Origin of the sequence: Streptomyces sp. NRRL F-5122, assembly GCF_001507435.1 — a bacterium.
GTDB lineage: Bacteria > Actinomycetota > Actinomycetes > Streptomycetales > Streptomycetaceae > Streptomyces > Streptomyces lannensis.
The window spans coordinates 26,475-42,924 of the sequence record NZ_LMWH01000260.1 but is presented as its reverse complement, the minus strand read 5'-3'; the positions used below and the strand labels follow the sequence as shown (position 1 = coordinate 42,924).

Annotated in this window: 14 protein-coding genes and 2 pseudogenes; 9 read left to right on the top strand and 7 right to left on the bottom strand. The window is 68.0% G+C overall.

The features are described 5' to 3' along the window. The 3 genes and pseudogenes from ADL25_RS50985 to ADL25_RS50980 all read left to right on the top strand — a co-directional run. Positions 1–184: hypothetical protein (locus ADL25_RS50985; RefSeq protein WP_079050769.1), on the top strand; the 184-nt coding region annotated here is incomplete at its 5' end. A gap of 32 nt (positions 185–216) precedes the next feature. Then, positions 217–330, top strand: a pseudogene (locus ADL25_RS48515) (TetR family transcriptional regulator); the annotation flags it as partial. Between the two features lie 70 nt (positions 331–400). Next, positions 401–592, top strand: a pseudogene (locus ADL25_RS50980) (ATP-binding protein); the annotation flags it as partial. Positions 593–683: 91 nt separating this feature from the next. Here the strand turns inward: ADL25_RS50980 and ADL25_RS34720 are convergent. Then, positions 684–3,128, bottom strand: coding sequence for an ATP-binding SpoIIE family protein phosphatase (locus ADL25_RS34720; RefSeq protein WP_079050768.1), 2,445 nt, complete (start codon positions 3,126–3,128; stop codon positions 684–686). Then, positions 3,125–5,680 carry a SpoIIE family protein phosphatase gene (locus tag ADL25_RS34715; protein WP_079050767.1) on the bottom strand — a complete coding sequence of 852 codons (2,556 nt, stop codon included), beginning with the start codon at positions 5,678–5,680 and terminating at the stop codon, positions 3,125–3,127. Before ADL25_RS34715 ends, ADL25_RS34720 begins: the two co-directional genes overlap by 4 nt. Before the next feature lie 412 nt (positions 5,681–6,092). On the opposite strand from ADL25_RS34715, the gene ADL25_RS34710 reads away from it, so the two are divergent. The 3 genes from ADL25_RS34710 to ADL25_RS34700 all read left to right on the top strand — a co-directional run bounded on the left by ADL25_RS34710 (position 6,093) and on the right by ADL25_RS34700 (position 8,703). After that, entirely contained in the window at positions 6,093–6,728 is a 636-nt protein-coding gene (locus tag ADL25_RS34710) for a TetR/AcrR family transcriptional regulator (protein WP_059131882.1), read from the top strand. Positions 6,729–7,580: 852 nt separating this feature from the next. Further along, on the top strand, positions 7,581–7,961 hold the full coding sequence (locus tag ADL25_RS34705) for a hypothetical protein (RefSeq protein WP_059131881.1): 381 nt from the start codon (positions 7,581–7,583) through the stop codon (positions 7,959–7,961). Between the two features lie 352 nt (positions 7,962–8,313). Further along, positions 8,314–8,703 (top strand): SsgA family sporulation/cell division regulator, encoded by a 390-nt coding sequence (locus ADL25_RS34700; RefSeq protein ID WP_234381158.1) that lies wholly within the window; start codon positions 8,314–8,316, stop codon positions 8,701–8,703. Positions 8,704–8,976: 273 nt separating this feature from the next. On the opposite strand, the gene tnpA is transcribed toward ADL25_RS34700, so the two are convergent. After that, positions 8,977–9,405 carry an IS200/IS605 family transposase gene (gene tnpA, locus ADL25_RS34695; RefSeq protein WP_079050766.1) on the bottom strand — a complete coding sequence of 143 codons (429 nt, stop codon included), beginning with the start codon at positions 9,403–9,405 and terminating at the stop codon, positions 8,977–8,979. 51 nt (positions 9,406–9,456) lie between these two features. On the opposite strand from tnpA, the gene ADL25_RS34690 reads away from it, so the two are divergent. Together ADL25_RS34690 and ADL25_RS34685 are read left to right on the top strand one after the other, a co-directional pair. Then, entirely contained in the window at positions 9,457–10,656 is a 1,200-nt protein-coding gene (locus ADL25_RS34690; protein ID WP_059131878.1) for an RNA-guided endonuclease InsQ/TnpB family protein, read from the top strand. A 63-nt stretch (positions 10,657–10,719) separates the two neighbouring features. Beyond that, positions 10,720–11,049 (top strand): NIPSNAP family protein, encoded by a 330-nt coding sequence (locus ADL25_RS34685; RefSeq protein ID WP_059131877.1) that lies wholly within the window; start codon positions 10,720–10,722, stop codon positions 11,047–11,049. Here the strand turns inward: ADL25_RS34685 and ADL25_RS34680 are convergent. The 4 genes from ADL25_RS34680 to ADL25_RS34670 all read right to left on the bottom strand — a co-directional run bounded on the left by ADL25_RS34680 (position 11,035) and on the right by ADL25_RS34670 (position 12,857). Then, on the bottom strand, positions 11,035–11,481 hold the full coding sequence (locus ADL25_RS34680; RefSeq protein ID WP_079050765.1) for an IS3 family transposase: 447 nt from the start codon (positions 11,479–11,481) through the stop codon (positions 11,035–11,037). The two genes, ADL25_RS34685 and ADL25_RS34680, sit on opposite strands and share 15 nt — an antisense overlap. Next, positions 11,478–11,645 carry a hypothetical protein gene (locus tag ADL25_RS49325; RefSeq protein WP_159045067.1) on the bottom strand — a complete coding sequence of 56 codons (168 nt, stop codon included), beginning with the start codon at positions 11,643–11,645 and terminating at the stop codon, positions 11,478–11,480. Before ADL25_RS49325 ends, ADL25_RS34680 begins: the two co-directional genes overlap by 4 nt. Further along, the gene (locus ADL25_RS34675) at positions 11,642–12,130 is read right to left on the bottom strand and encodes a hypothetical protein (protein ID WP_059131876.1); all 489 of its coding nucleotides are present in this window, start codon (positions 12,128–12,130) and stop codon (positions 11,642–11,644) included. Before ADL25_RS34675 ends, ADL25_RS49325 begins: the two co-directional genes overlap by 4 nt. A gap of 106 nt (positions 12,131–12,236) precedes the next feature. Then, positions 12,237–12,857: a TetR/AcrR family transcriptional regulator gene (locus ADL25_RS34670; protein ID WP_234381157.1), complete on the bottom strand. Its 621-nt coding sequence runs from the start codon at positions 12,855–12,857 to the stop codon at positions 12,237–12,239. Positions 12,858–13,102: 245 nt separating this feature from the next. Between ADL25_RS34670 and ADL25_RS34665 the strand changes: the two genes are divergently transcribed. Next, positions 13,103–16,324 (top strand): cytochrome P450, encoded by a 3,222-nt coding sequence (locus ADL25_RS34665; protein ID WP_059131874.1) that lies wholly within the window; start codon positions 13,103–13,105, stop codon positions 16,322–16,324. Positions 16,325–16,450: the final 126 nt, after the last annotated feature.

Genomic DNA, 16,450 nt, shown 5'->3' with positions numbered 1-16,450 from the left:
GGAGTTGGTCGCGGGCCCGCTGGACGGTCTGCTCTTGGATGTCACGGGCTGGTCTGCGCATGATCGGGCTGAAGGTGTCGCCTTGCGCACGGAGATAGGACGGTACGGTCCGGGTGGTCGGGCTCTGTATGCGCCCAGGCAGGCGGATGGGTGTGTATTCGACTGGTGCGGAGACGTCCCTTGAGGATGACCGTGGCGCGGGCGTCAAGGGCGGGCCTGGACGGCAAGCTCGACACCTCGACGCCCGAGGTGGTGGCGGACCAGGTCCGCAGCGCCGTCCGCGCGCTGTTCACCGCCCCCGCGGTGCTGTCGAAGGCGCCGCAGGCGTAGGCGGTCTGGCGTCCGACTGTCGATCCGCGAGAGACGCTCTCCTCGGTGGGGTGCGAGTGCGGCTTTTCCAGTCTTCGACGCGAGTAGCACTACTCCTCACCTGCGCCGGGCCCGCACCTTCGACGAGGGAGGACGGGGCCTGCTCCTGGTCGCCCAAATCGCCGAACACTGGGGAACACGCCACGCCCGACAAGGCAAGACGGTGTGGGCGGAGCTGAGCGAGAAGGCGTCCGCAGGATTCCCGGCCTGGGACTCCCTGTAGGTTCCACGATGGTCAAGAGCCCTGCAGGAACTGGAGAGGGGCACAAGCGATCAGGGAGGAGGCACGGTCGAAAGCAGCGCGCCAACGGGTGTCAGCGCGCGGCTGAACATCGCGTCGAGCCCTGAGCGCGATCAGGGGGACACTCGATGTGCTGCTCGGACCAGATCGTCTTGCAATTCTGACCGTGGCGGCAGCCCCAGCGCGTGGCGAGTTGAGCGACGAGGAACAGGCCGCGTCCCCCTTCGTCGGTGGTTCGGGCACGCCGCAGGCGGGGTTGGGTGCTGCTGGAGTCGGTGACTTCGCAGACCAGAACGTTGTGGCGAATCAGACGCAGCTCCGACGGAGGGCGACCGTAGCGGATGGCGTTGGTCACCAGTTCGCTGACGATGAGTTCGGTGGTGAAGAGGAGTTCGTCGAGCCCCCACGTGGCGAGTTGGCGGGTTGTCCATTCCCGGGCCTCGGCGACGGCGGCGGGATCGGCCGGGATCTCCCAGTGAGCGGTGTCCTGCGCCGGTATGGCGCGGGTGCGGGCCAGCAGCAGGGTCACATCGTCGCGCGGCACTTGGGCCACCAGATCGGCGAGGAGGGTCCGGCCGGTTTCGTCCAGTGCACGGTCCGGACGGCAGGACGCGGCGAGGGCATCCGTCAGGCGCCGCAGGCCTTGGTCGATGTCGCGGTCACCCCGGTCGATCAAGCCGTCGGTGTAGAGGGCGAGGATGCTGCCCGGCTCCAGGTCGATCGTGGTGGTCTCGTACGGCATGCCGCTGACGGACAGGGTTGGCCCCGGGGAGATCCCGATGGTTTCGGCGGTTCCGTCGGGCCGGACCAGGACGGGGGGAGGGTGCCCGGCACTAGCGAGAGCGCAGCGCTGGGTGACCGGGTCGTAGACCGCGTACAGGCAGGTGGCGCCGATGCTGTCGTGGTCGCCGGGTGGGGCTTCGGCCGCCAGACGCTGGACCAGGTCCGCGATCCGGGTGAGCAACTCGTCCGGCTCCAGTTCGAGGTCGGCGAGCGTCTGGATGGCGGCGCGCAGGCGGCCCATGGTGGCACTTGCGGGCATGCCGTGGCCGACCACGTCTCCGGCGACAAGGGCCAGCCGCAGAGAGGGCAGAGCGATGGCGTCGTACCAGTCGCCGCCGATGTCCGCCCCGCCGCCTGCGGGCAGGTAGACGCCGGCGGTCTCGGCTGCCGGAGTGTCGGTCGTGGCCGGGGGAAGGAGGCGCTGCTGCAGCGCCACGGCGGCCCTGTGCTCGCGCGTGTAGCGGCGGGCGTTGTCGATGGCGAGCGCACCCCGTGAGGCGATCTGCTTCATGAGATCCGTCTCGTCCTCGCTGAACGGGTCGGATCGGCCGGTGCGCCAGACCACTATGTTTCCGAGGGTGAGGCCGCGGGCGTACAGCGGCGCCACCATCACCGTGTGGGCGTCGTTCGGGAGGAAATCCTCGGCCGGGTGTGGGCCGCCGATCAGGGCGGCGAAGTCGTCACGGCCGTAGACGACGGTCTTGCCGTGTTGGGAGCTGCGCAGGAGGGGGTGGTCGGACAGTGGTGGGACGGGGTTGCCGCACTTGATGCCGGCCGGCCATGCGGCGGTGGTCGGCGCCAGGGCCGCGGCGCACAGATGGAGATCTCCGCCGCCCAACCGCTTGGGTGGTTCGTCGCCGTCGAGCACGGACTGCGCAAGGACGACTGTGGTGAGATCCCCGAACGCGGGTGCGAGTACGTTCGCAAGGTCCTGCGCGGTGCGCACGACATCCAGGGACCTTCCCACCTGCTCGGCCACCTCGCGGGCGAGATCCAGATTGCGGCGGGTGCGCAGCGCGTCAGTGCTGTCGATGTACAGTGCTGCGACCCCTGTAGGGCATCCTTGCGCGTCTTCCAGACGGAAGGCGGACAAACACAGGGCGTGACGCCGCGCCGGATCGTGCCGCCGACTCACCAGTTCGTTCCTGCGGACCACCGGTGCGCCGGTCTCGAGTACCTGGCGCAGTACCGCCTCGAGGTTCTCGGCGTCCTCGGTGCACAGCACGTCGCACAGCCGAGTGCCGGGTTGTACGGGACGGTCGTCGATCGTGCTCGGCGTGGCGTTGGTTTGCACGGTGGTGAGATCCATGTCGTGCAGAGCGATCGTGATCCGGTTCTGGGAGGACGGCGCACGCAGGAGCGCTGCGCCCTGCTCGTGGTCGGCGACGTGGTGGGTAGGCACCGCAAGGACGAGGAACTCCTCCGAGTCGTCCACTTTGAGGGTCCGGAAAGTGACATCGATGAGGTTGCCGCGCCGGTGCTGCAGCCGTACCCGACCGGATGCCGGTATCTGCGTGGCACGGGGCAGATCGTCGGGGAGGTCGGCCACCAGTTCCAGTACAGGGTGGCCGCAAGCCTCCTCGGCTGTAACCCCCGTCAGGTCCTCTGCTGCCCTGCTCCATCGCACCACCGAGCCTCGGTTGTCGAGCATGGCGGCTGCCAGGCCGTCGAAGGTGTACGCCCTGCCGGTGCCACCAGATTCGATCGACTGGGCATTGTTCGCATATGCGTTCATTTTTTGCACTTCCCTTCGTGCGCCTGCGGCGACGTTGGCGGCGCCTTCGGTTCGGTGCTTATGAAGCAGTCGTCGCCGGGGATGGCAGCGCATCCCGCAACGGCCGTGGCGGGCAGGTCTTGTTCGGCCCAGACGACCTTGCCATCCGTCGCGGAGCGGGAGCCCCACCTGCGGGACAGCTGAGCGACGAGGAATAGACCGCGGCCGTTCTCGTCGAGGATTCGGGGATGGCGGGGGCGCGGGTGGCTGGTGTCGGTATCGAAGACCTCGCACGTCAAAACCTGGTGCTGGATGAGCCGTAGGCGGTTCGGTCCCTGGCCGTAGCGGATGGCGTTGGTGACCAGTTCACTGACGATCAGCTCCACAGTGGGCACGAGACGCTCAAGCCCCCATGCGCTGAGCTGACAGGCAGCCGCCTGTCTGGCGGTACAGACCGCGGCCGGCTCACTCGGCAGCTCCCACGAGGCGACCTGGGCCGGTTGGAGCGCGCGGGTCCGCGCAAGGAGCAACGTGACGTCATCGACCGGTGCCTGAGTCGGCAGGGTCTCGATCACCTGCGAGCACAGGTTCTCCAGGGATGAGCCGGGCTGTGCCAGGGTGGCGCCCAAGCGGTGGAGGCCGACGTCGATGTCGTCGTCGCGGGACTCGACCAGACCGTCGGTGTAGAGCGCGAGCAGGCTTCCCTCGGGCAGTTCCAGTTCCACGGACTCGAAGGGGATCAGCCCGAGGCCGAGGCCGAGGGGGGTTCCGGCGGGCAGGTCGGGGAAGACGACGTGCCCCTGCGGGTCGATGATCGCGGGCGGGGGGTGCCCGGCCCGCGCCATCGTGCACCGTCGGGTGACCGGGTCATAGACGGCATACAGGCAGGTGGCGCCTACCACCGCGGGGATCTGGTCCGGATCGTCGGCGTCTTCCTCGCCCAGCCGCCGGACCGTGTCATCGAGGTGCGCCAGCAGTTCATGGGGAGGCAGATCCATGTCCGCGAGCGTGCGGACGGCGGTGCGCAGCCGTCCCATCGCTGCCGCGGCGTTGATGCCATGCCCAACGACATCGCCGACGACGAGGGCCACCCGGGCGCCGGACAGCTCGATCACGTCGAACCAGTCACCCCCCACGCCGTAATCCATATCGGCCGGCACATAGCGCGAGGCCACCTCGACGGCGGCACCGCCCTGCACCCTGTGGGGGAGCAGGTCGCGTTGCAGCGTGAGGGCCGCGGTGCGCTCACGCGCGTACTGGAGGGCGTTGTCCAGGCAGAGCGCGGCCCGGGTGACGAGTTCCTCGGCGAGGAGCAGGTCGTCCTCCTGGAACGGCTTTTGTTCCTCGGAGCGGCCGAACAGCGCCAGTCCCAGCACGCAGTGCCGCGCACGGATGGGCACGACCATGAGCGAGTGGATTCCGCTGTCGCGTACCCTCTGTGCCCGCACCGGGTCGTGGTCGACCCACGGGCCGGCATGGGTGTCCAGCACCGGTTCCAGGTGAGAGCGGCCCATGCGCAGGACGGCGGCGAACGGCGAGTTCGGGTGGGGGTGGATCACCTCTTCGCGCACCCACGGCAACTCCGGGATATCCGGGTCGATGGAGGCTAGACCGGCACGGCGCAGCAGCGGCAGGCGGCCGTTCGTCGTGCCGATCCGTGCCGAGGGCTCCACGCCCAAGGAGACCGACTCCACCAGATCGACGAGGGCGTGGTCGGCCAGCAGGGGCACGGCGAGCTCGGCCAGTTCCTGCCCGGTCTGCATGACGTCGAGGGTGCTGCCGATGCGCGTGCTGGCTTCGCTGAGGATGGCCAGGCGCTCGCGCGCCCGCCGGTTGCCGGTGACATCCACGCTCAGGGAACACACCCCCAGCGGCTTGGCGTCCGCGTCCTGAAGGCAGAAGAACGAGGCCGAGAACACGTGCTCCCGGCGCCGATCGGCCGGTGGCCACGCCCGGTACTCGTGGACCATGGTGGTGCCGCTCTCCAGTACCTGCCGCATCACCACCTCGAGCGCTTCGGCTTCGAAACCGGGCAGCGAATCCTTCAGGCGGCGCCCGAACCGTCGGTCATGAGGGATTCCGTCGTGGCTCTCCATGGCGTCGTTCGCCCATGCGCAGCGCAGTTGCAGGTCACGAACGACGATGCCGATCGGTGCGTGGGAGAGCAGCGACTCGCGTACCGATCCGTCCGCCGTTCCCGAGGAGAGCGCGCCTATGTCGGTCCCGGACACCAGCCACCGGGTGGCGGCGCCCTGTCCCCACAGCAGCGAGACCCGCAGCGTCATGGTGAGTGTGCGGCCGTCGCGGTGGCGGACCGCCACGGTGCCGGACCAGCCACCCTGGGCACGGCACTGCTCGAAGGCCGCCGCTGCACTCAAGGCGTCCTCACGGCGCGGCAGCGCCTGGAGGGCGGACCGGCCCACCATCTCCCCGGCCGAGTGCCCGACAAGCCGCTGAGCGTCCTGCGTCCACGCCACCACCGTCCCCTCGGCATCGATCATCGCTATCGCCGCGTCGGGTATCTCGCTGGAGCTCACAGGCTCAGCGAGCGGCATGTGGTCGGTTTTCGTCATCGCGGTGTTGATCCCATCGGTGCGGGGGCGACAAAGCGTCGGCCTGGGGGCGCGGCGGCCCGATCTGTAGCCGTGGTTGGACGGTGAAGGCCAGGGGGCTGAGGAACCCTCGGGTAGGACCGGGGCCGCCCCGGGCGAGCGTTGCGAACGCCCTCGTCGCCGGTTGAGCGGCTTACGGGGCGCGCATTCACCGACGTTTTGTCCATGTTTGATGAAATTATCAGATGCGATGGCTTTGTCGTCAATACCCCCAAACCTGATTGTTTCATCAGGTTTGACTGCTCCGGATGGCAGGGTGTGGCGGCGCCCATGCGCAGAGTGGGGGGCGGGATTCCGGTGGCGCCCCATGGTGGACAGTCGAGTCCTTCAGTGAAATGATGAATGCATCAGAAGTGGTGCTCTTGTCAGGAGGGTGCCGATGTCAGCCTCACCCAGGAACCGATTCGAACGCCGTCGGGCCGAGACCCGGCAGGCGCTCGTCCGCGCCGCGCGGACGATCCTGGCCGAGTCCGGCGACACGAGCGCCAGCATTCGGGCCATCGCGGAACGCGCGGACGTGGGCTTCGGCTCCTTCTACAACCACTTCACGTGCAAGCCGGACCTCTTCGATGCGGCCGTGGCCGATGCACTGGAGGAGTACGCCCAAGCCATCGACAAACGCCTGCACGGCATCAGCGATCCCGCCGAGCGCCTTGCCGGGGGCGTGCGGCTCAGCGCACACATGGCTGAGTCGCACCCGGAGATCATGCGGATCCTGTGCCACAGCCAGCTCGGCCGCATATGTGCCGGCCACGGACTGGCTCCGCGTGCGAAACGTGACATGGAGCAGGGCATGGCCACGGGCCGCTTCACCGTGCTCGACCCCGTCGTCGCCCTCACCGTACTGAACGGCGGCCTGCTGGCGCTCTTGGAGCTATGGCTTAACCGGCCCGAGGCCGACCGCGTCCACGCGGCAGGAAAAATGGCTGAGCTACTCCTGCACATGCTCGGTCTCTCCCTGGATGAGGCCCGTGACCTCGCCCGGCGCCCCCTTCCCGCTGCAGCCTGAAGAGGGCCCCACTGTCCTACCGTGCGCACCGGCCTGCCGGTGCCGACTGCGCACCGCTTCCTGTGCCTGGATAAGGCGCCACCAGGAACCCGCCACTCTTGCCCGCCGCGGTGCGTGGCTTCATTGGTGATCAGGTCGACGTGGCCTCGTATCCCGCGATGAACGGCAGCCTGGCAAGGTCCGCGGTGCCGCCTGCATGAGCCGCAGGGACGCATCCGGCGTGCGGACGAAGGCAGAGGACGTGTCGTTTGCGCGGATTGCCACCGCGCTCCTCGGCGAGGTCCACCGGATCTTCTGCGGCCTGACCGAGATGAAGTACGCCGGATGTGCGACGAACCGTGTAAGTCCCTCTGGTTCGGCGAGCCCTTCCTCTGGACAGGCCTGTCCCGCCGAGTCGCCCTACTGACCACAACCGAGAACCGAGCCCACCGCCGAGATGGTGCTTTTGGCGCGCCAGATTCCGACGGATCTCGCTGTGTGTCGGCGACGAGGCCTGCTGATGCTGTGGCTGGTCTCGGCGAGGACCTCGAGCCGGCCGGCGGATGCGTGCCGACGGAGCGGGGACGCACGGGGCCGTCTGGATAGTCCCGGTGCAGTGTTCTTCCGGTCGCAGCCGGTCGCGCGGGCCACCTTCCCACGGACGGCCGCCGGGGCGGTGTCGAAGCCGCCGATGCGTCCCCCGGGGACCTTTCAGCGAGGCGCCCTCGACATTTCCATACGCCGTATGTTACTACTGGAAAGGCGGTTCCATACGGCGTATGGAACCGCTCACTCAGACAGTTCCAGGCGCATCACACCGCCTGTTACAAGCAGCCGATGGTGCAGATCGCACCGGTTCCGGGAGGAAAGATCATGAAGAAGCTCACGAAGCGCATCTCTGCAGCTGCTTGCTCCGCGGTGGTCGCGGGTGTTGCCGTTCTTGGTGCCGGGGGCGCCGCCTCGGCCGCGACCCCTGAGTCCGCGCACGCCCAGCGCCCGGCCGTCAGCGTCAAGGCCAGTGACTACCGCTGGGATCACGGCGTCGGCTACCTGCTCGAGGAGGGCTACTCCTGGGACCGGATCCGCGGCTGGCATCACGATGACTGCGTCACCGATTCGGACCGGTACCGCCGCAACAGTCACTTCTACCGCTGGGACGACAAGGAATGCGGCTGGAAGTCGGACGTGTCGTACCGGCACGACTGGAACCGCTACGAGCACGACGGCCAGGACCGGAACCACTACGACCGGTGAGGCAGGGCCGCTTGTACCCCTGGGCCCAGGCTGTGCGCATCGCCGTGATGCCTGCCGGCAGCAGGGAGGCGACCACTGGTCCAAGGATCTCCGGTCCCTGACCGATGATCCGGCGGCCGCCTGAGGGCCTGCCTCCCCCCTGCCTGCGGACGCCCACCGTGTGTCGCAGGCTTGCGCCGCCCAGCTGCCGCGACGCCACGAATCCGCTACCCGGCCGGCGTTCGGGCCCTGTTATAACGCCTCTCTCTTCGATGTTCGCTGCTGACCCAACGGTGGTCCGGCGGCGTGGCACAAAGGCGTCTTGGAGTGAAAGTCAATGGAGTCATTGAAGACCGTGGTACAGGGGGTGGCTGTGCAGCTCATCATCGAGCGCAGCTATTCGCTGTCCATGCGCATGCGTCTGCGGTACGAGCCCAGTGATCCCTATGTCGTCCATGCCGCCTTTTTCACCGCTGACAGCGACGACGAGGCAGTTGAATGGGTCCTGGGGCGTGACCTTCTGGCCGATGGCCTGAAGGGCTGCGCAGGCGAGGGAGACGTCCGGATCTGGTCGGCCGTCGGCCATGGTGACCAAGCGATGTACATCGCCCTCAGGTCTTCCGCGGGCACCGCCATGCTCGAGGTTCCAGTGCAGGACCTCAAGACGTTCCTGCAGAACACGGAGACTCTGGTGCCACAGGGCGCCGAGTCCAGGTGCATCGAATGGGACACCGAACTGGCGAACCTGCTCGCGGAAAGCTGAAGAACGTCTCCCAAGTGCTCTGCGAACGAGGCGCTTTGCCCAGGCGGCAGTATGCGACCCGCGTCTCCAGCGCCCCGTCCTGTTCCCCGCGTTGTGCGTGCGCCGCCACGAAACCCTTAAACCCGTTGCACGCCCCGTCGGCCGCTATCACCGCGACCGCTGACATCCATCCCTGGTCTTGCGTGGGTATCGCCGGCTTCAGCCGGGGAGGGAAACGCGTCCTCGGGCCGGGGGCGCGTAGCGCCGGAGTTCGCTACGTTTTTTCGGTGACGGTCAGGTGGGCCGCTTCTGGCCCTCGATGTACTGACGGACGATGCTGAGCGGTGCGCCGCCGCACGAGCCGGCGAAGTATGAGCGGGACCAGAACGCGGAGCCCAGCCCGATACGGTTGATGCGGCCGGTGTACTCGGCGCGCAGGTACCGGGAGCTGACGCCCTTGAGGCTGTTGATCAGTTTGGACAGGGCGATCTTCGGCGGGTAGTGCACGAGCAGGTGTACGTGATCGCGTTCGCCGTTGAACTCCTTCAGCTCTGTCTCGAAGCTGCCGCATACCTCCCGCATGATCTCCTCGCACCGCTTCAGCATGGCTTCATCAAAGACGTCCATGCGGTACTTGGTGACGAACACCAAGTGAGCGTGCAGGTTGTAGGCGACGTGGCGACCGGTGCGGATATCGGGATTTGGTTCCCAACGTGGTGACATACACCAAGCGTAGTATGATCTTCGAATCTGACCAGGAAGGGGGTGGGCCGGATGATCCGTGCGTACAAATTCCTCATGCGGCCCACCGTGGGCCAGGCGGGCGCGCTTGCCGAGATGCTGCGTGACCACTGCTCTCTCTACAACGGGGCTTTGCAGGAACGCCGCGACGCCTACCGGCACACCTCGAAGACCACGGTCCGCTACGGGCAGCAGTCCGCTCAGCTCAAAGACATCCGTTCCTTCGATCCCGAGCGTCAGGGGCGTTGGTCGTTCTCAAGTCAGCAGGCCACCTTGCGCCGGCTGGACAAGGCGTTCGCTGCGTTCTTCCGGCGCGTGAAGGCCGGTGACAAGCCGGGATATCCGCGTTTCCGGTCGGGCAAGCGGTTCGACACCGTGGACTTCCCCAAGGATGGCGACGGCTGCCGCTGGGATTCAACCCCGCACGATCGGATCACCCGCGTGCGCCTCCAAGGCGTCGGGCACGTCAAGGTCCACCAGCACCGTGCGGTGATCGGCAAGGTCAAGACGATCAGCGTGAAGCGGGAAGGTCGCCGCTGGTACGTCATCCTGACCGCCGAGCAAAGCGCGCCCAAGCCGCTTCCCGCGACCGGCAGCGTGGTCGGCGTCGACATGGGCATAGCCAACTTCCTTGCCGACTCAGGCGGTGAGTTCGTGCCCAACCCCCGCCACGGCGCCAAGGCCGCCGCCAAGCTCGAAGCCGCACAACAGGCCCTCGCCCGGTGCAAGCGACGGTCCAAGCGCCGCCGCAAGGCGGTCGAACGCGTCGCGACCCTGAACCGCAAGGTCCGCCGTCAGCGCCTGGACCACGCACACAAGGCCGCTCTCGACCTCGTGCGGGAACACGACTTCATCGCGCACGAAGACCTCAAGATCCGCAACATGAGCAAGGCCCCCGCACCGAAGCCGGACCTCGAACAGCCGGGCGTGTTTCTGCCCAACGGGGCCGCCGCGAAGGCCGGACTCAACCGCTCGATCGCTGATGCCGGATGGGGGGTGTTCCTCGCGATCCTGGCCGCCAAGGCGGAAGGAGCCGGACGGCAAGTGATGGCGGTGGACCCCCGTAACACCTCACGGCAGTGCCCCGAATGCGGGCACACCGCCAAGGAGAACCGGCCCACCCAGGAAAAGTTCCACTGCGTCTCGTGCGGCCACTCGGCGCACGCGGACACAGTGGGCGCGATCAACATTCTACGGTCCGGGCTGGTCCGTCGCGACGCCAACCCGGCATAGCGAGAAGCCCCCTCATCCATGAGGGGGAGGAGTCACGCTTAGAAAGACAAGGAACGAGCGTTCATGTCCCAGTACCAGCTTCGTGTCTACACACTGCGCAGCCCTGAGGCACTCGTCGCCTACGAGAGCATTTGGGCCAAGCACATTCCCGGCTTGGCCAAACACCGGATCACCACACATGGCGTCTGGACGGTACCGGCGACCCGTGGAAGCGGGGCGCCCCGACTGTACGCTCTCGTTTCCTACCAAGACGCCGACGACGTGCAGGAGCGGATGGACGCGTACCTGTCCAGCCCTGAATTCCGTGCCGACATGGAGGGCTTCGACCTCGGCCAGATCGTCAACGTTGCCGAGTCCGTGCTCAGGCCCACCATCGACTCACCCTTGCCGTGACAGGTACCGAGCCGCCCTGCGGCCCGGGCGGCTGAGGCGCTCAGGTCTGTGAGACCACGCGAAATTGCCCACGCCCTGCTCGGCGGCGAACCGACGGTTGACCAGGTCCGGCGGACGCGGGGCGGCCGGCTCGTGGATCGTGGTGCGGCGGCGCTGTCCGCGGATGACGCCCTCGATGCCGACCTGGCGCATCAGCTCGACGGTGCCCCGCGCGACACAGTGCCCCGCGCGGGCCAGCGCGCGGGTGACGCGGCGGGCGCCGTAGGTGCGACCGGAGTCCTCCCACACCGCTGTGACCAGCGGGATCAGCTCCTCGTCGCGGAGCTGGCGGGCCGACTTCGGACGCTTGCGCGCGAAGTACGTCGACGGAGACAGCTGAAGCACCCGGCATACGGGATCGACCCCGAAGCCGTCACGCAGGTGGTCGATCACCTGCTCGGCCTCGTCCGGGGACGGTCGATCTCCTGGGCAAAAAACACGCTGGCGACGTTACCGAAGACCCGGTTGAGGGGGCGTTGCCAGGTGAGGGCCAGGTTGCGGGCCCTGGCCACCGCCAGACGCTGCGGTTCCTGGGACTGGACGGGGCCGGGGGTCATGCACACCATCCAGGCGAGCAACGCCGCGGCAAGGGTGAGCGTGAGGTGGCCGGGATATCGGTTAAGCGCTGGGGAAAGAAGGCGCAGCCAGCGGCGACGAACGTGAAGATGACGTTGCCCGGCGGACCGATCCGGGGGGTCTCACACACAAGCTTGAGAGCAGCAGCAAGGAGAGCTGCCACAGCAACCCGGATCGCGGTGCTGCTGGTGGCGGCCGCGGTCGCCAGCCCCACCCCGTTGCTCGCAGCCATGCCGAGCACCACACAGGCCAGAGCGCGGGCACGGGCAGCGTAGGGCAGGTTGTGCCCGTAGAGCGCGCACGTGGATCCGCCGACCGTGTACACCATCAGGTCTACGCGTCCCATGGCCAGCAGCACCAGACCTGGCACGGCCATCGCGAGCAGGACACTAAGCGCTGCTGTCTTGGGCCACAGATCGGTCGCCCGGCCCAACCGCAGCACACCGCGCATCTGCAGCGGCCACATCGAGACGGCCTTTCCAGGTGTGATGGATGCCTCCCTATGCGCCACCGACTGAGCTAGCCCGGCCAGAGCCTGCCTGAAGGGGGCAGGTCGTCTCGGGACTGCGGGCTCAACGGTCGGCGCGCCGGCCGTCACGATCGGCGGTGAGCCGGCTTTCCAGGCCCGTGATGAGCGTGTCCAGCACCAGGCGGAACATGCGGTCCTCGTCAGGGCCTGGCTCCGTGGGCCCGTTTTCGTTGGCAGTGGGGGCGGTGGGCGTGAGGTTCGACCACCGGTGGAGCGCGCCGTTGAGTTCGGCGGTGAGGACGCCGATGACTACAGCGCACATGACAGCGGCGATCTGCGGGACCTCTGCGTGCGGCACCCCTGCGGAGTCCAGTGTCGCGGTGAGCGCAGTCCAGAAGGGGTCTTCGGGCTGGATGAAGTCCGGCTGGCCGAACGAGTAGGTCATCAGCCTGGGGTGACGGTGCGCCAGGGTGCGGAAATCCGTGGCGAGCAGGCGGATGCGCTCCTGCCAGGGAGAGTCCTGAAGCGTCACGGTGCGGAACTGGGCGCCGACCATTCTCGCCACGCCGCGCAGCAGGGCATCCTTGTTCGGCACGTGGTGGTACAGCGACATCGGGTTCGCATCCAGCACGGTCGCGAGTTTGCGCATGGTGAGCGCCTCGACCCCGTCCGCGTCGATGAGCTGCAGGGCGGCGGCATAGATCCCCGCCTCGGTCAGAGGCACGTCCCTTTTCCTGGTCCCCCGCGGGGGACGCTTCGCCTTTTCCATACCGCGTACGGTATCAGCCGCATGCGGCGTACGGAAAGCCTTAATCGCAGGTGGCAGCCCCAAGGGCTCGTGCGGCCGGGGTGCGCTCGACTTTCCATACGACGTATGTTACTACTTCCATACGGCGTATGTTTCTGTGGTGTACCCGCGGCACCGACCGGCGCCCTTGCCCATCCCTTCTCCGCACAAAGGAGCAAGCCATGACCCCCCACTCCGCGAACGACCTTCGCCCCATACGGTCCCCGCGCGGGATCCCCCTGCTCGGCCACACGCCGCAGATCCCGGACACCAACCCGGTGGAGTACTTCAACGAGCTGTCCAAGCGGTTCCCCGAGGGCATCTACGGCATGGACATCGCCGGCATCGAGCAGGTCTTCGTCTACGACCCGGACCTGGTGGCGGAGGTCTGCGACGAGACGCGATTCTTCAAGCAGATCGAGAAGACGCCGCTGAGCCACGTCCGGGACTACACGGGTGCGGGCCTGTTCACGGCCCACCAGCACGAAGAGGAATGGGCCATGGCCCACCGGATCCTCCTGCCGGCCTTCAGCCAGCGGGCCATGAAGACCTACTTCGGTCAGATGCTGGAGATCGCCCAGAACCTGGTCGGCAAGTGGGAGAGCCGGGAGGGCCAGTCGGTCGCCATCACCGACGACTACACCCGGCTCACTCTGGACACCATCGCTCTGTCCGGTTTCGGCTACCGCTTCCAGTCCTTCGACAAGGAGGAGCTGCACCCCTTCCTCAACGCACTGCTGGAGGCGCTGATCGAGTCGATGCGGCGCTCCCAGGAGCTGCCGATGATGACCAAGCTCCGTAAGGCGGACGACAGGAAGTACCGCGAGAACATCCAGCTGATGCGCGACCTGGTCGAGAGTGTGATCAAGGAGCGCCGTGAGGGGAAGGGCACCGGCGAGGAGGACCTGCTCGGCCTGATGCTGGAGGCCACCGACCCGGAGACCGGCAAGCTGCTGGCGGACGGCAACGTCCGCGACCAGGTGGTGACGTTCCTGATCGCCGGTCACGAGACCACCAGTGGCCTGCTGTCCTTCGCCACGTACTCGCTGATGCGCAACCCGCACGTCCTGGCGCAGGCGTACGCCGAGGTTGACCGCCTCATGCCCGGTGGCACGGTCCCGGACTACGACACGATCATGCAGCTCGACGTGATCCCGCGGATCTTGGAGGAGACCCTGCGCCTGTGGGCTCCCATCCCGCTGATCGCCAAGGCGCCCATCGACGACACCGTCATCGGCGACGGGTACGAGCTGAAGAAGGGAACCAGGGCCAACATCCTCATGGGCGCCCTGCACTCCCACTCCAAGGCGTGGGAGCGGCCGGAGGAGTTCGACATCGACCGGTGGCTGCCGGAGAACCGCGCCGAGCAGCACCCGCACGCCTACAAGCCGTTCGGCAACGGGGTGCGTGCCTGCATCGGCCGCCAGTTCGCGCTGACCGAGGCCCGTCTGGCGCTGGCGCTAGTGCTGCAGAAGTTCAGGTTCTCCGACACCACCGACTACAAGATGGACGTCCGCGAGGCGCTGACGCGCAAGCCCGGCGACTTCCAGCTGGTCGTCCGCAAGCGTCAGGAGCACCAGCGGACCGTCTTCGGCGCCGCCGACCTGCAGACCGACGACACGCAGGCGCAGACGGCGGTCAGCGGTGTCGGGGTGAACCTGACCGTCGCCTACGCCTCCAGCCTGGGCTCGTGCGAGGACCTGGCGCGCACCATCGCCGACCGCAGCGAGCGCTCCGGCTTCGGCACCACCCTGGTGAGCTTGGACGAGCTGGGCGACAACCTGCCCGCCGAGGGCCTGCTGGTCGTCGTCGCCGCCAGCTACAACGGCAAGGCACCTGACAACGCCCAGCGTTTCGATGACCTGATCGGGACCGGGCTGGGCGAGGGCGCACTGGCGAACGTGCGGTTCGCACTGCTGGGCGCCGGTAACACCCAGTGGGTGGCGACCTACCAGGCCTTCCCCAAGCGGATCGAAGCCGCCCTGCTGGCCGCCGGAGCCACCCCCGTCATCGAGCGCGGCATCGCGGATGCCGCCGGCGACTTCGACGGCATGGCCAGTCGCTGGATGGACACCCTGTGGGCCACCCTGGCCGAGGAGTACGCCGCCGACACCTCCGACGACGGTGCGCCGCGCTACCAGGTGCAGCTGCTGACCGAGGCGGACGTGCGCCCCGCCATCGTCTCCGAGCAGGCATACCCCCTGACCGTGGTCGCCAACGAGGAACTCGTGGCCGACGCGACCGGGCTCTGGGACTTCCAGATCGAGCCGCCGCGTCCGTCCGCGAAGTCCATCACCATCGAGCTGCCCGAGGGCGTCACCTATGAGACCGGCAACCACCTCGCCGTCTTCGCCAAGAACGAGCCGTCCCTGGTCAACCGCGCGCTGGCACGCCTCGCCGTCGACCGCGACCAGGTCCTCCGGCTCGACCAGCCCGCAGGCGGCCGCACGCACCTGCCGGTGGGTACGCCCGTCACCGCCGGCCTGCTGTTCACCGAGTTCGTGGAGCTGCAGGACGTGGCCACCCGCACCCAGGTGCGCATCCTGGCCGAGCACACCCAGTGCCCGTGGACCCGGCCGCAGCTGCAGGCGTACGCCGCCGACACCGAGGAAGCCGAAGAGCGCTACCAGAGCGAGATCCTCGGTAAGCGGGTCTCGGTGCTGGGCCTCTTGGAGCGCTTTTCCGCCGTCGAACTGCCGCTGGCGGTCTTCCTGGAGATGATGGGCCCGATCCGTCCCCGCTTCTACTCCATCTCCTCCGCCCCGCTGGCCAACCCGCGCCACGTCCGGCTGACCGTCGGCCTGCTGGAAGGCCCCGCCCTGTCCGGCGACGGCCAGTACCGCGGCACCTGCTCCTCCTACATCGCACGCCTTGAGCCCGGAGACGTCGTCTACGGCTACGTGCGCGTGCCCTCCCCGACCTTCGCCCCGCCGGCCGACCCCGCCACGCCGCTGATCCTCATCGGCCCCGGTACCGGCATCGCGCCGCTGCGAGGCTTCCTGGAGGAGCGGGCCCGGGAGCAGGCGAACGGCACCCAGGTCGGCCTGTCTCAGGTGTTCGTCGGCTGCCGCCACCCCGAGCACGACTACTTCTACCGCCAGGAGATGCAGGACTGGGAGCAGGCCGGGATCGCCCAGGTCCACACCGCCTTCTCCGCGTTGACCGGCCACCCCGCCCGGTTCGTGCAGAACGCCATCGCAGGCGCCGCCGACACGGTGTGGCAGGCCATCGAAGACGGCGCGTACATCTATGTCTGCGGTGACGGCCGCCGCATGGCGCCTGCCGTGCGCGAAGCCCTCGCTGCCATCTACCGCCAGCACACCGGCAGCGACGACGAGGCCGCCCAGCAGTGGCTCGCCCAGCTCGAGGCCGACGAGCGCTACCAGCAGGACGTCTTCGCCTGACCCCCGGACGCCGGGAGGCGTGCGGCGCGTCCTGCCACCCCGTACGTCTCCCGGCCCTCACAAGCCAGCCAGACACCACACGGCGCCTATCGGCCCGAACCGCCGGGAGTGCCGCTCACAGAAAGT

What these genes read in the sequence shown, in the direction of transcription:
- ADL25_RS34720 (WP_079050768.1), bottom strand. Translation starts at nt 3,128, where the DNA reads ATGAACGCATATGCGAACAATGCCCAGTCGATCGAATCTGGTGGCACC.
- ADL25_RS34715 (WP_079050767.1), bottom strand. Translation starts at nt 5,680, where the DNA reads ATGACGAAAACCGACCACATGCCGCTCGCTGAGCCTGTGAGCTCCAGC.
- ADL25_RS34705 (WP_059131881.1), top strand. Translation starts at nt 7,581, where the DNA reads ATGAAGAAGCTCACGAAGCGCATCTCTGCAGCTGCTTGCTCCGCGGTG.
- tnpA (WP_079050766.1), bottom strand. Translation starts at nt 9,405, where the DNA reads ATGTCACCACGTTGGGAACCAAATCCCGATATCCGCACCGGTCGCCAC.
- ADL25_RS34690 (WP_059131878.1), top strand. Translation starts at nt 9,457, where the DNA reads ATGATCCGTGCGTACAAATTCCTCATGCGGCCCACCGTGGGCCAGGCG.
- ADL25_RS34685 (WP_059131877.1), top strand. Translation starts at nt 10,720, where the DNA reads ATGTCCCAGTACCAGCTTCGTGTCTACACACTGCGCAGCCCTGAGGCA.
- ADL25_RS49325 (WP_159045067.1), bottom strand. Translation starts at nt 11,645, where the DNA reads ATGACCCCCGGCCCCGTCCAGTCCCAGGAACCGCAGCGTCTGGCGGTG.
- ADL25_RS34675 (WP_059131876.1), bottom strand. Translation starts at nt 12,130, where the DNA reads ATGTGGCCGCTGCAGATGCGCGGTGTGCTGCGGTTGGGCCGGGCGACC.
- ADL25_RS34665 (WP_059131874.1), top strand. Translation starts at nt 13,103, where the DNA reads ATGACCCCCCACTCCGCGAACGACCTTCGCCCCATACGGTCCCCGCGC.